This window comes from Vibrio coralliirubri (genome assembly GCF_024347375.1).
Taxonomy (GTDB): Bacteria; Pseudomonadota; Gammaproteobacteria; order Enterobacterales; family Vibrionaceae; genus Vibrio; species Vibrio coralliirubri.
In genome coordinates this window covers 1,089,809-1,105,062 of sequence record NZ_AP025470.1, presented here as the reverse complement: position 1 = coordinate 1,105,062, position 15,254 = coordinate 1,089,809, and the positions used below count along the sequence as shown (strand labels likewise).

Annotated in this window: 9 protein-coding genes and 1 tRNA gene; 5 read left to right on the top strand and 5 right to left on the bottom strand. The window is 44.3% G+C overall.

Annotated elements, in window-relative coordinates; translation table 11 throughout:
- Positions 1-472: 472 nt before the first annotated feature.
- A tRNA-Asn gene (locus OCV20_RS05240) sits at positions 473-548 on the top strand.
- 168 nt (positions 549-716) lie between these two features.
- On the opposite strand, the gene OCV20_RS05235 is transcribed toward OCV20_RS05240, so the two are convergent.
- From OCV20_RS05235 to OCV20_RS05215, 5 genes are all read right to left on the bottom strand, one after another.
- Positions 717-1,637 (bottom strand): IS5 family transposase, encoded by a 921-nt coding sequence (locus OCV20_RS05235; protein ID WP_086773621.1) that lies wholly within the window; start codon positions 1,635-1,637, stop codon positions 717-719.
- A gap of 64 nt (positions 1,638-1,701) precedes the next feature.
- Positions 1,702-2,505 (bottom strand): IS3 family transposase, encoded by an 804-nt coding sequence (locus tag OCV20_RS05230; protein WP_261881440.1) that lies wholly within the window; start codon positions 2,503-2,505, stop codon positions 1,702-1,704.
- On the bottom strand, positions 2,502-3,011 hold the full coding sequence (locus OCV20_RS05225) for a helix-turn-helix domain-containing protein (RefSeq protein ID WP_086774936.1): 510 nt from the start codon (positions 3,009-3,011) through the stop codon (positions 2,502-2,504). The genes OCV20_RS05230 and OCV20_RS05225 overlap by 4 nt, the downstream gene beginning before the upstream one ends.
- A 433-nt stretch (positions 3,012-3,444) precedes the next feature.
- Positions 3,445-4,818 carry a melibiose:sodium transporter MelB gene (gene melB / locus OCV20_RS05220; protein ID WP_048610537.1) on the bottom strand — a complete coding sequence of 458 codons (1,374 nt, stop codon included), beginning with the start codon at positions 4,816-4,818 and terminating at the stop codon, positions 3,445-3,447.
- A gap of 475 nt (positions 4,819-5,293) precedes the next feature.
- Entirely contained in the window at positions 5,294-7,411 is a 2,118-nt protein-coding gene (locus OCV20_RS05215) for an alpha-galactosidase (protein ID WP_086775397.1), read from the bottom strand.
- Positions 7,412-8,260: 849 nt separating this feature from the next.
- On the opposite strand from OCV20_RS05215, the gene OCV20_RS05210 reads away from it, so the two are divergent.
- From OCV20_RS05210 to OCV20_RS05195, 4 genes are all read left to right on the top strand, one after another.
- Positions 8,261-9,505, top strand: a complete 1,245-nt coding sequence (locus OCV20_RS05210; RefSeq protein ID WP_059020241.1) for a carbohydrate porin — start codon at positions 8,261-8,263, stop codon at positions 9,503-9,505.
- 107 nt (positions 9,506-9,612) lie between these two features.
- Positions 9,613-10,515 (top strand): MalM family protein, encoded by a 903-nt coding sequence (locus OCV20_RS05205; protein ID WP_086775398.1) that lies wholly within the window; start codon positions 9,613-9,615, stop codon positions 10,513-10,515.
- 121 nt (positions 10,516-10,636) lie between these two features.
- Complete coding sequence (locus tag OCV20_RS05200) at positions 10,637-13,738, top strand: beta-galactosidase (RefSeq protein WP_086775399.1); 3,102 nt, start codon at positions 10,637-10,639, stop codon at positions 13,736-13,738.
- A 314-nt stretch (positions 13,739-14,052) separates the two neighbouring features.
- Positions 14,053-15,057 carry a substrate-binding domain-containing protein gene (locus OCV20_RS05195; protein WP_086775400.1) on the top strand — a complete coding sequence of 335 codons (1,005 nt, stop codon included), beginning with the start codon at positions 14,053-14,055 and terminating at the stop codon, positions 15,055-15,057.
- Positions 15,058-15,254 lie beyond the last annotated feature (197 nt).

The window sequence follows — 15,254 nt, the reverse complement described above, 5'->3', positions numbered from 1 at the left end:
TTGTCACTCTAGGTGGAGTGTCGTTGCAACTATTATCTAGAGAAATGCATCTTAAGATTCGAGATCAGTTATAGCTTTTATTTTTAGAACTTGGTATTATCCGTGCCCCTGCAAAGTTTCCCCAGCTAAATTACTCGAATTTTAATCCACTACTTTTCCCCAAAAAACCTAAAAATACCGCTTGTTTTACTGTTCTTTTTATAATCTACAAAAGTTATACAATTGCGATATTTTGCTATAAATCTTTTAAATACATTATGTTAGATAAGATTTTTACATTTTTCGATTTATCCCAATTATTGTTGTTAAAGTTTCACACACACACTTATCCACAATTTTGGTGGATAACTAAAGCAAAGCTAAATCCAATAAGGCGTTCAAGAAAGTAAAGTTTTTTATCTTACTTTTTTCTGATATTTTTTATTGACAGAAATCCGGACAATTATTAGAATTCGCGTCGCTAACAAGCAATTCCCCCTTAGTTCAGTTGGTAGAACGGCGGACTGTTAATCCGTATGTCGCAGGTTCGAGTCCCGCAGGGGGAGCCAAATTTAAAGAAGCCGCATCATGAAGTGACCCCGTAAAGTTGGACATTTCTGTTAAGCGGCTTTCAAGGCCTGAGTTCGATATTCTATCGGAGTCAGGCCTTTTAGTTTCACTTTGGCTTTGTTGCGTAATTAAATTTAGAGATAGAGCCAACCCGTTTCGCTTGTTTCTTAGTCAATACGACAAGTTTCAGGCATACCTAACCCAGTAAGCTTGTTCAACGCTTTTATCATCGCGTAAGTTTCACCCACCTGGGCATTGTAATTTCTTAAGCTCAGTTTCCCTCCTAGCAACTGTTTAACTCGATACATCGCTGTTTCTGAGAGTGAACGTTTGTGGTATCCATACCGCTCTTTCCAATACTTATTTGAGTCGTATAATTTCTGGCAACCCACGGCGAAATTTCGAGGGTGACCACGCTCCCAGAAGGCAGCCCCTTCTCTTGGGGGAATAAGCGCAATAGCTCCCTTAATCTTAATAGCAGCGTGACACGCTCTCGTGTCGTAAGCGCCATCACCAGACACCTCAAGGATACTTCGGCGTGTTTGTTTCAGTAAGTTCGGGAGTACTTCTCCATCTGTAACCGTCGATAAACTTAGCTCGGCGGCAATGATCTCATGAGTGTTGGTATCGACTGCAATATGCAGCTTTCGCCAGACTCTACGCTTGCCATCCGTCCCATGTTTTTTGACTTTCCATTCACCTTCGCCATAAACCTTAAGGCCAGTAGCATCAATGGCTAGGTGCTGTATCGCTCCTCTCGTTTTAGTCTTAAATGAAACCTCAACTTGCTTGGCTCTACGACTGATGCAGGTGTAATGCGGACAACTTAACGGTACATGGGCTAACCTAAATATCGAGTCGATAAATCCTTGCAGCGCTCTCAATGGCATAGAAAAAACTCGTTTGACCATGAGTGCTGTCGTGATAGCTAAATCACTGAACCGACGCGGCCTACCGCGCTTATTCTGTTTGCTTTGCGCCCATCCGCTTATTGCTTCTTCATCAATCCAAAAAGTCAGAGAACCACGGTTAATGAGTGATCGGTTGTATTGCTTCCAGTTGGTTGTTTTATAACGAGGCTTAGGCATAGGACTACGAGATAGAGTGGAGGTAGCTGATCAGATCGTAGGTTCTTGATTTAGTTCCATTGAATTACGCAACAAAGCCTTTCACTTTTATACGTTTGGTATTGTAGTACTCGATGTATTCTTTAATCTGCTCTATCAGAGCATCTGCATCTTCAAAGCTTTGGTTGTGATACATCTCGGTTTTGAGTAAAGCAAAAAAGTTTTCAGCAACAGCATTATCCAAGCAGTTACCTTTTCTCGACATGCTTTGCGTTAACCCACTCTCCGCTACCTTTTTCTGATACTGTCGATGGCGATATTGCCAACCTTGATCGCTATGTATAATTGGCTTTGAGTTGGGTTTAAGCGTTGATATAGCTTCCGTCAGCATATCTGTGACAAGCGGCAAGCAGGCATTTTTGGCCACTCTATAAGCAACCACCTCCTGAGTAAACAAGTCGACAACGGGAGATAAGTATACTTTCTGCTCTTTGACTTTGAACTCCGTGACATCAGTTACCCACTTTTCATCGGGTTGAGTCGCACTAAAATCTCTTTCAAGAACGTTGGGAGCAGCTTTTCCTGACTCTCCTCGGTATGAACGATACTTTTTAATCCTGACCGTCGATTTAAGGTTGAGCTGAGCCATAAGCCTTTGAACCGTTTTGTGATTAAGCACGAACCCCTGATTCTTTAGTTCCAAGTGAATACGGCGGTAGCCGTATCGCCCCTTATGTTCATGATAAATTGACTTTATCAACCGCAGCTCACGTTCGTAGCTATTTTGGCGCTTGCTCGTTTGAGCCTGATAATAAAAGACACTTTTTGCCAACTGTAGAGTGTGCAGTAAGTGCTTTAATGGGTACTTGCCTTTAAGAGTTAGAGCTATGACCGCTTTTTCTTTGTTCGACGGTTTTTTTTCTGCTCCAACTCTTCCAACTTTTTTAGAACGGCATTCTCGGTTCGTAAGTAGACCAACTCCTCTTTTAGCTCCTCAAGTGTCATTTCATTATCAGGCTTAGTGGTACGTTGAGGTTGCTGTTTCATTGAGGGTCTTCCTTTCTGGCGCATTTCGAGCCCCTTGATACCGAGCTCATTAAATCGTTTAAGCCAGACAGAGAGTATTCCAGGGGATGAGAGGTTTAATACAGCGCTAGTGTGCGTGAGAGACCATTCATTCGTCCACATTAAATTCAATGCTTTTCGTTTTGTTTGAGCAGTCGCGGCATGATTAGTTGGTAAAAATGAATCAGTACCATGGATGGCAAAGACTTGAGCCCAATACCGTATCTGCCTTGAAGAAATTGAATATTGTTTTGCTAAGTAGAGAGATGACGTGCCATCTAAGTATTGCTTAGCAATGATACATTTTAGCTCTCGGCTATATTTGGACATAAAAAGACCCCCAATAATTGGTGTCCAACTATTGGGGGTCAGTTCATCACTCGATGCGGCTTTTTGCGTTTTAAAGCGACTGGTTTGTACCAAACCAATGTCTCAGACCTAGTCGGCCACGTTCGAGTCCCGACATGGGGAGCCAAATTCTAGAAGAAAGCTCAATCGAAAGATTGGGCTTTTTCGTATATAACTGCAACTAACTTGTTCCAAGTTTATGTCTCAGAACTGGCCGTCCGCGTTCGAGTCCCGCAGGGGAGCCAAATTTAAAGAAGCCACATCACTCGATGCAGCTTTTTGCGTTTTAGTCGAAACAAAAGCTCTACAGGCACAGCTTTGATTAGCTAACATCCATAAAAAACGCCTCACAAGGAGGCGTTTGGGCTTAGTGACTAAACTGAGCGTTATTCTAGATGAGACGTCGTTTTAGCGGTTATGCTTCTGCTGTAACAACATTAGTCTGAGTCTCTTTACCGGCTTGGTCTTGATCAAACCCTTCATGCAGGTGGTAGTAGCGCTTATAAACAAGAGCACTTACCGTCATTAGAATCGCTGGTAAACCTACCATCATAAACTGCAGCCCCATGATAGTGCTGTCAGACTGTTCCACGTTTGGTACATAACCCACCACAGACAAGCCCATACCAACAATAAAACCACCAGCCGCGCCTGCAAACTTAACAAGCATCGTTTGAACAGAGAAGATAACACTCTCACTGCGACGACCCGTTTTGTGTTCACCGTAATCAACAACATCGGCAAGCATTACAGTTTGCAGTGCGTTAGCGATACCCACACCAAACTTGATAGCAGCACCTGCGATACCGATTAGAATCGCGTTACCTGGAGCGATAAAGCCCATGATAAGTAGAGTGATACAAGACAGCACTGGGAAGCCACAAGCGATAACCCATAGGTGTTTGCGTGGTAACACTGATGCAATACGAGGGAACAAGAATACGCCTGCAACTTCAGCGATACCTGCCACCATCATATAAACGGGGAACAAGTCAGCGTTGCCTAACGCGTAAGAGAAGTAGTAAATCGCAAAACCACCCACCAACAAGTTTGCTATTTGGAACGACAATACGGTACCAATAAGTGCTTTTAGTTGGTCATTCTTACCAATGATAACCATTACATCTTTAAAGCTGAAACGCTCAGCTGGTTTAGCATTTGCTGGTGCAGATTTTTCTTTTACGTTGCGAGCAATCAAGAATGCACTCATCACGAACAGAACAGCAATCAATATAGCAACGTTGAAGAAACCTTGTCCTTGGTCGCCATCACCCAGTTTACCGACAATGTGTAGCCCGTAAGTACCCGTAATAAACCACGCCAAGCTAGCAAACAATCGTGGCCAAACAACCAGCTTTTCACGTTCTTGACGAGAGCTCGATAGTGCAGGAATCAAAGACCAGTATGGAATGTCCATAATAGTGTAGGTAAGGCCCCACAGAATATAAGCAGCCGCTGCATAAATGTATAACGTAGTGCCTTCAAACATATGCGTACTAAAAAGGCCAACAAGCACTACAGCATTTAACAGGGTTCCAATCACTATCCAAGGACGGAATTTACCAAACTTAGAGCGTGTGTTATCAACGATAACGCCCATCATTGGATCGGTCACCGCGTCGACAATGCGCGCGGCCAAAAAGATAGTACCCACAAATGCCGCTGACAGCCCAGCAACATCGGTGAAATAAAACATTAAGAAGATGTAGATCGGAGCACAGGCAAAGTCTTTACCTAAAGCCCCAAGTCCATACGATAATTTGGTTTGTAGAGTAATTTGATCAGACATAGTATTTCCTTCAGGCGCGTAACTTCATCTCCTAACAGACGTTGAAACGCTTACCTTTTATTTATAATAATTTATCCACTCAAGTTCTGTTTTAGAGCCACTCTGTGGTCGCTTCTTAAAACACTCAAGTATCAAGTCCGACGCTAATGTAACCATTCCAACGAACAGATACTGTGATCAACAACCACTCAATGGAAACGTTTTCAGTCAAATATCTAAAGTGAGAGATCGAACAATAAAACCCTCGAATTGATAGAGAATATCGCTAATTAAAGTGCTCAAAACAGTTCGTAGTGTGAAGTAACGCATGAGAACGATTACATAAGTGGAGTATCGCGGTGGGAACACCTACAGCTCTCCAATCTATAAGGGCACATCAATTTGATTAGATAGTTCATGGCGGCTTATTAAAGGCAATAAAAAACCGCGTAATTTCACCTACGCGGTTCGTCAAATATAAGGTCTATGTTAAAACTTACTCGATACGTTCAAACTTAATCAGCATCGCTGTTTCTGCATCGAGTATTGGCATCGTCAGCCCCACCTCGGCACACCAAGCACCTGATAATTCACAGCCAGACTCTGTCCATGGCGGTTGATAATTCACAATATCATCGTAGTTTGAAGGTTTATCAATCACAGAGATCTTGTATAGGCTTTGTGGATCTAGCCCAGGTATGCGCAAATGGCCACTCAACGAATTGGTTGGCATCGCCAGCTGTGCAATCATCACCACCGCTTCTGACACATCTTCGGAAACGACCGCATGGATCTGATGAGCACTATCGTCCGTTGGAACTCGCCAAGTTCTCCCGCTATGCAGTAACGGGCGCAGCATCTTATGTAGCTTGATGTAGTGTTCAAAGCCCTGCTTCTCTTCTTGAACTTCTTTCACAGGGTCTAATTCAATTCCCATATGACCAAACAGTGCTGTTAGGCCACGAAACTCAATACTATGACGACGACGAGTGCTGTGGCAGTGGCTCGCGCCAATATGGCTTCCCATTACCTCAGGGGGGAAGAAGTAACTCATCCCGCGCTGAATCGTTTGTCTTTCTAAGGCATCGTTATTATCTGAAGCCCAAAAACGTTGCGTACGCTTAAGAACCTCAAAATCGATACGACCACCACCAGCCGCACACGATTCAATATCAACCATAGGGTGCTTCTCTCGAACTTTATCGACCAACTCATAATAACGAGCGGTTTGTTGATGAGCCGCAGCCCTGCCTAGATGCGCAGGTTGTACAACCTCTCGGTTCATATCCCACTTAATGTAAGCAATGTTGTACTGACTTAAGAAGTGATCAAGGCGCTCAAACAGAAAGTCGAATGCTTGTTGATTCTGAAGATCGATAACATATTGATTGCGACCCGTTGGTTGGTCATAGCCGTCAACCGCAAGCAACCAGTCTGGATGGGCTCGGTATAAGTCAGAATCCTTATTGATCATCTCAGGTTCGAACCACAATCCAAACTCCATACCCAACTGATTAACGTGTTCAACTATCGGCTCTAAACCATTTGGGTATTTTTCTTCATCTAAGAACCAATCCCCTAGCGCAGCCTTGTCTCCGCAGCGCCCTTTGAACCAGCCATCGTCAATGATAAAACGCTCTACTCCCATAGCCGCGGCTTGGCTAGCCATCGACATAATATAATCAGGATCATGGTCAAAATAGATGCCTTCCCATGTATTAAGATGGATAGGTCGAGGCTTTTGTACGAAAGACTCCGGCAAGATCGAACCACGCACATGAGAGTGGAACTGGTGGCTCATTCCATTTAGGCCTTCCGAACTGAAACTGGCATATAACCAAGGTGTCGTTACGCTTTCACCTTCATCCAATGCAATCTCGCCCGGTAGATAAATAACTTCCGCTTGCACGTAGCGACGACCGTCTGCTTTTACATCCGCGCGTAATCTATGGTTACCACTCCAAGCGAAGTGAATCCCCCACACATCACCTGCCATTTCATTGAAGTTAGACGTACCAACAACCATCGCGGGATAATGTTCATGAGACGTTCGTCCACGACGATTTTCTTGTTGGTAGCCCCCTTGCTGTAAGGGTTGACGCACCGTTTGGAACTCATGTACCCAGCGACCGTAGTACGTCATCAACTCGTTAGCCCTTGCTGGTAATGGCAAAGTATTCGCGAGACGGTTCACCTGATAAAGGCCGGCTTTAACGTTGGTTAAGGTGTGACGAGATTTCACAACATCATGTTTATCGAGGCATAACTCGGTTGTTAAACGTAAGCCTGCACGTACATCTTCACTCTCAATGATTAGGCTAGATGGTGTTTGTTGAATATCCGTAATAGAGAAAACAGGCGCCCAGTCCAACCCATCTCGGTGTCCTTCTAATGCTGGACTGCTGAATACACCGCGTCCGAGCTCTGGGCTCAGCGACATAGCGACATCATTATCAAGGCGACCGTAAGGAACTGCCCTTTGAAGAGAAACACGAAAGTTCGTTAGATCGCCACGAACTGGAACTCCCCAATGCAGAATTTCGGCGAAATCACCAAGTTCAACGATCAGTTGCGAGTCTTTACCCGTAATTTCTACTAGGGATTTATTCGTCATTTTATTTAACCTTAACGCGTTTAATTACCCCGTATCATAATTATTGAGCTGAGAGTTTCTGTGATCAAACCCAAAATCATGAAAACGTTTCCATTAAATATTTTGAGATTAATAGATTCAAACAATACCTCCTAATTCAAAGATTTATGCCAACCACCACCTCAATACATATGCTCCTAATCCTCAAAAATAGTGATATTCCACATTAAATAAAGCGCTATAACGTTAAAATAAACAGGGGTTCAACAACAATTAACCCCTTATAATTCATTGCTTTACAATGAATCCATCATTTAAAAATTGGCTCAAACACATTTCCTCTTGAACTCACCACACCACACTCGTATTCTTAACCTTTAGAGTACAACTATGAAGTGTCTCCCTGGGTCCTAACTTTTACATTCCAGCTTGACGGTATAGAACGCAATGCCTGTAGCCTAGCTTCGACATTGAATTTGATACTTGCTTCCTTATCTCACATGCCCAGTTATCATTGACTGGGCTGCTTTTCCCCTCAAACTCCCCCTAATCCCTTGCTGGCTATAGCCTTACATCACTATTACCTATGCTCGAACACAACGAGCCACTTCAGTTCTAACGCACTATCACCCCCCCTCAACACCTCTGAAATAGAAAACGATTCCATTAAAAACCCACAGAAACCTCTATAAAACTACCACCACAAGCTCAATAACCTGATCAAAATCACACAAAATAATCACAAACCCATCAATAGCGTAAAAATGCCAACCTCATCATGAAAACGTTTCCATTGTTTATTTACACTCTCGCTCGAGTTAGGACTCAAACATAAAAATATCCATAAATAAAAAATAATGGAGACACTTCATGAAACAAAAAATGCTAGTTAAAGCATTAGGATTCACTCTGGCCCTCACCCCATTAGTCAGCTTCGCTGCAGTGGAAAACGTAACGTATTTTGGTTATGCGAAATGGGGCAACATCTACACCGACAATGACCAACATAACGATGGCAAAGGAGAACGCAACGACGTTATTCGAGCTGGTCAAGGTTACGGTAACTACCGTTTAGGTAATGAACTGAATTGGTGGGAAGCGGGTGTGAAAGCCGATGTATGGCGTGACAATGACGCTTATTTTGATACCACGATTTATCTAGGCAGCGGTGATAGCTGGGGAGACGTAAGTACGATTCAGCTTTGGTCAGCAGGCCATGGCCTTATCGAAGGACAACCTAACGCGAAAGTATGGGCGGGAGAACGTTTTTATCGTCGCCATGAAGTCCACATGATTGATGTTAAGTACTGGGATACATCCAGTACGGGTTTAGGTATTGAAGATTGGGACCTAGGGTTTGCGGATGCACATTTGGCCTGGATGGCGCCAAACTCGTCAAGTGACGATGGGCGTAGTCTTCACAATATTGATGCTCGCTTAAGCGGTATTGAATTGAGTGACACAGCGGATCTTACTCTTGGTTTGAACTACGTGACCACGCAAAACTCGAGCTACGACGATAAAGACATTACTACTTCTGGCGCAATGCTCTCTGCTCTTTACCGTCAAGCTTGGAACTACGGCTCAAACACCTTGGCCTTCCAATACGGTACTGATGCCTTAGCTGGCGGGTTAATGAGTGCCGAAGGTGGTTCAGACAAAAAGTACAGCACTGGCGTCGAACATGATGGCTACAGCTGGCGTCTATTTAACCACGGTGACTTAAATATCAGTGAAGATGTTCAAGTCATGTACTCCATCGCTTATCAAGATAACAACCTAGATAACAACGATGGTGAGAAATGGTTCAGTGTCGGTGCACGTCCTCAATATGCTTGGACAGATTATATGTCGACAGCACTTGAAGTCGGTTACGAAACGGTAGAAGCACAAAACGGCTCAGGCACCAATGATATGTACAAAGTGACTGTCGCTCAAATGTTCCAAGCTGGCAAAGGCGTATGGGCTCGCCCATCTATCCGCATCTTTGCAACTTACTCTGAATCCAACAACGAATGGGATCGTGGTAACGAGGTTTATGGAACTGCAACAAGCATCAACGCCGAGACTGTTGACGAGATTACCTTTGGTTTCAACGTAGAAACTTGGTGGTAAACCACAACACCCGAGCGTCTGTTCAATCAACAAATTGACGCTCAACACTGGAATAGTAATTTAACGGGGAAAGCCGATGTTTTCCCCTTTACTAAGGTAGCAATCAGATGAAATTAAAATCATTGGTGATCATTGTCGCGGCACTCACCGTTAGCGCATGCAGTGGAACACCTGAAAAGGAACTTAAGACTGATTTCAATGACAGTGCATGCTGTTCTCAGCTAAGTGCGCTGCCAATGACGCAATTGTCTGTTCCATTCCACCAACAAGTGATTATGGACGGTCATTTACCGACCCTTTCCTCTTTATTGTTAAATAACAATACACAAGGGGATAGCCAGCGCTTTCCGACCATCGCGTACCAAATCAGTGACACGACAGAATCGCTGTCCTTACTCATTCGTTCATACATTAAAAATGATGCGCTTTTCGCACCGTCTATCTATGTCTTTGACAAACAATGGCGACTGCTTGGTCAATACAGCACTAACGACTTCACTTACTACCCGACAGCCATGCAAGGGTTAGAAAGAATTGAAGCATCAATTGCACTCGAACCTCAACGAGACAACGCGCAATTTATTGTGGTCAGCGCCGATAGCACTAAGTTAGATAGCGTCATCAATCGAATTCACCCTGAAGATCTGTATTCAGAATCTCAGCAGATTATTGGCAATAAGCAACTGCCGTTGACGGCCACGTTGAGCAGCGTAGGTGTCATTGATGTTACGGCGAGCCAATCAACAAACAGTGCGGTTTTGACCCTATTGGCTGAGCTTGGCGTTTCATCCAACAATGAGCGCGAAACATTGGGTTCAACGCAAGTTTCTCCACCATCAATTCAGACAGTTGAAACCAATCAAAAGGCGCAATGGTTGAATATCCATAAGGACATTGACGAAGCCCTAAACAACAACGACATCAAACAAGCCGCATTTATTGCTAATCAAGCGGCCGAACAGGGCATGCCCGAAGCAAAAGATTATTTATTAAAACAGCTCGCTGAATAGCTCAATAAGCCAACAGAACAATACGCAAAACCAACGATTTGATAACGGTCATCACAGCTTAAAAAACCGATGACTTAATAGAATTATTACCCATATTGAACACTTTAAGAGTAGGAATACCATGAAGGCATTTTCAAACATCATCCAAAGACGCGATTGGGAAAACCCACAGTCTGTGAATATCCACTGCCTTAATGCGCACAGCCCATTATCAAGCTACCGCAACCTTAAGCACGCTCGAGACGGCATTGAGTCACAACGTAAATCTCTTAATGGACAATGGAAGTTCAAATACTTTGATGCACCTGAACAAGTTGATGGTGAATTTATCGAAACAAGTTTCAATGACTCACAATGGGATGAGATTACGGTACCATCGAACTGGCAAATGCAAGGCTACGATAAACCTATCTACGCCAACGTAAAATACCCATTTGAAGTGAACCCACCGTTTGTACCGGCAGAAAACCCAACCGGTTGTTACCGCACTCAAATTACGTTGACTAAAAATGACCTAAAGAACACCCAACGTATTATCTTTGATGGTGTCAATTCCGCTTTTCATCTTTGGTGTAATGGCAATTGGGTTGGTTACAGCCAAGATAGCCGCTTACCTGCCGAGTTCGACTTAACTCAGTATCTAACTGTTGGCGACAATACGCTGTCTGTCATGGTGATACGTTGGTGTGATGGTAGCTATTTAGAAGACCAAGATATGTGGTGGCTAAGCGGTATTTTCCGTGATGTGACCTTACTAGCTAAACCAAAGCAGTGCATTGAAGATGTGTTCGTTACGCCGGACTTAGACGCATGCTATCGCGATGGGTTACTGTCTATTGTCACCAAAATTACGGCACCAGACACTTACCAAGTTCAGGTTCAACTGTTTGACGGTGAAAACGCAGTGACTGAGCCACTTATCGATCGCCCGCATAATCGACGAATTGACGAGCGTGGCACCTACGATGATGTGGTATTCCAAACTCTTCATGTTCGAGAACCGAAGAAATGGAGCGCAGAAGTCCCTAACCTTTACCGAATTGTCGTGTCATTGCTTGATAGGCAAGGTAACCACGTAGAAAGTGAAGCTTATCAAGTTGGATTCCGTAAAGTTGAAATGACAGACGGTCAGCTAAAGCTAAACGGCAAACCGCTATTGATTCGCGGCGTCAACCGTCATGAGCATCACCCAGAGTTGGGGCATGTGATGACAGAAGAAGACATGATCCGCGATATCTGTCTAATGAAGCAGTACAACTTCAATGCTGTGCGCACCGCCCACTACCCTAACCACCCACGATGGTACGAGCTGTGTGACGAATACGGTTTATACGTGTGTGATGAAGCGAACATCGAGACCCATGGCATGCAGCCTATGAATCGCTTGTCTGCAGACCCACAATGGGCACACGCTTATATGAGTCGTTACACGCAAATGGTCATGCGTGATAAGAACCACCCTTCTATCATCATCTGGTCTTTGGGCAACGAGTCAGGGCACGGCAGCAGCCACAATGCGATGTATGCTTGGTCGAAACAGTACGATCCTTCTCGCCCGGTACAGTATGAAGGCGGTGGTTCAAATACCACAGCTACCGATATCATTGCGCCAATGTACGCACGCGTCAACAGCACGATCGAAGACGATGCTGTACCAAAATGGTCTATCAAGAAATGGGTTTCTCTGCCTAACGAGCAACGCCCGCTTATTCTTTGTGAATACGCACACGCAATGGGCAACAGTTTAGGTAGCTTTAATGATTACTGGGATGCATTCCGAGAATACCCTCGCCTACAAGGCGGTTTCATCTGGGATTGGGTTGACCAAGGACTAAGCCAGTGGGATGAGAACGGTGAACACTTCTGGGCTTATGGTGGAGACTTTGGCGATATCATCAACGACCGTCAGTTCTGTATCAACGGTTTGATCTTCCCAGATCGCAGCGTACACCCGACCTTGGAAGAGGCGAAATACTGCCAGAGAATGATCACTGTGACGTTAGCAGAGCAAACTGAAGATCAATGCCGCCTAACGGTAACCAATGAAAACCTGTTCCGAGCGACTGACAATGAAATCTTACGCTGGCAATTGCTCGAAAATGGCATCGTGATTCAATCGGGGCAACAAGTCTTATCCGTTGATGAAGATAGTAAACAAGAGCTGGTCATTGACCTCGCTTTCACACCAAAAGCACAAGCCGAATATCATCTCAACACCGATATTACTCTAACTCATTCAACCAAGTGGGCAGAAGAAGGCCATGTTTGTGCGACGGAGCAGTTTGCTTTACGTAACCATGCTGGCTTGCAATTCCCTAGCACGGCAAATACTTTGGCTCCTCAGCTAAATCAGCAAGACAATAAAGTGGTCGTATCTAGCCTAGATGAAACACATCAATGGCAATGGGATACAGAGAGTGGATTGTTGACCCACTGGATCGTTGATGGACAACCGCAAGTTATCAAGGCACCTGTCGATAACTTCTATCGCGCGCCACTTGATAACGATATTGGTATCAGTGAGATAGACAACATCGACCCAAATGCATGGGCTTGTCGCTGGGAACTTGCAGGCATTGGTCAATGGGAACGTCAGTGTACAAGTTGTGCCGTGCAAGCACTCGCAGACTCAGTACAAGTGACGTCATTATTCGCCTACCAATTTAATGGCCAAATCCAAGCGATTACCAAATGGCAATACACCTTAAATAACCTAGGCGAAATGAATATCGTGGTTGATGTCACTTTAGCTGATCACTTACCGCCGATGCCGCGCATTGGCCTTGAAATGGAGCTGCCTTTACCACTCGAAACTGCCAATGAAACTCCAGTATCGTGGCAGGGATTAGGTCCTTTTGAAAACTACCCAGACCGTTTGGCCGCTGCTCGATTCGGTTTACACAAACAAACACTGGATCAGATGCACACGCCGTATATATTCCCAACCGATAGCGGGTTACGTTGCGGAACCAAAAACTTGAATGTGGGAAATATCGGAATCAAAGGCGATTTTTCATTCAGTGTGAGCCAGTACAGCCAGCAACAATTAACGGATGCTAAGCATACCAATGACCTGACTCGTGAAGAGAAAATCTATGTACGCGTAGATCACCAACATATGGGCGTTGGTGGTGATGACTCTTGGAGTCCAAGTGTTCACCAAGAGTTTCAACTCACCGACAATCAATATCGTTATCAGGTTACGCTAACAAGCGCATCGTAAGTAGATTCAGGCTAAGTGGCTTGCTCTAAAGCCACTTGGTTCCCTATTACTTTGGGTTACCTGTGATTACCTTACTTCACGCGACAACAGCTCACACGACAGCAGTTCAAACGACAACTGTCCACACGCCAATGTGACTCAAAAGCCAAGCTCAAATCTAGAGCTTGGCTTTTTACTTTCAAACCAGTCAGCCAACAAAAAATAAACCATCAAACCTCGTCATATTTGATGTTTAGTATTTGAATTGGCTAACTATCCGTTGTTAAATGTCCAACCACCAGCACACAGCATTATATTCAGAATAAGAGAGCGGAATGGCTACCATTAAAGATGTTGCGAAGGAAGCAGGCGTATCAATCGCGACCACCTCTCGAGTAATCAACAATGCACCTCACACCAGTGAAACCGCAATTGCGGCGGTAAAAGCCGCTATGGAAAAACTCGGCTATCGCCCAAATGCCAACGCCCGTGCATTGGTCAGCAAATCTTCAAACGCGATTGGTGTACTGGTTAATGATGTTTCTGCCCCGTTCTTCGGCTCGATGATCAAAGCCATTGATACCGTGGCAAGTGAGCAAGAAAAGCAGTTACTGATTGGCAGTGGCTACCATGACGCCACCAAAGAGCGTAATGCGATTAACTTGCTTATCAACAGCCGCTGCGAATCACTCGTGGTTCATAGCAAAGGCATTAGCGACGAAGAATTGGTTAAGCTAGCGAATGAAGTGCCCGGCTTGGTACTGATCAATCGTATTGTTCCTGATATCGAAAACCGCTGTATTGCTCTCGACAACCGCCGCGGCTCCTACATCGCGACAGAGTATTTAATTAAAAATGGCCACAAACACATTGGTTACATCTGCTCGAGTCACGATATTGAAGATGCTCATGACCGCTTAGGTGGCTATTTGGATGCATTGAAAGATCACGGTATTGAATCGAACGATGAGTACATCGAATATGGTGAACCTGACGAGCTAGGCGGTGAACAAGCCATGGTTAACCTAATGGCAAAAAACACAGATATCACAGCCATTGCCACGTACAACGACTACATGGCAGCAGGCTGTTTGGCGTTATTACAAGAAAATGGCGTTCGTATTCCAGAAGATATGTCAGTTATTGGTTTCGATGACGGCCACATTGCTCGCTTCATCTACCCTAGATTGACGACCATTCGTTATCCAATCCAAGTTATGGCTAACCAAGCGGTTAAGCTCTCTCTGCAACTCGCAAGTGACGAGCCAAAAGAGCACCCGGAACATAAGCTATTTATGCCAATTTTGGTGCGCAGAGCCTCTGTTCGAAACATTAATTAAAAAGCTCAGCTCCATAAAGACTAAGTCATTTCGTTCCTCGACATTTTTTACAACAAAGAAAATAAGATTGATTCGATGAGTTATCATTGAGTTAATCTTATTTTTCATTCCCAGCAAATACCCACCTATACTTAACCTGATCCATCTTAATCAAACGGTTACCCGTTGATTTTTTCACCAAGTGTCTAAATCCCTAG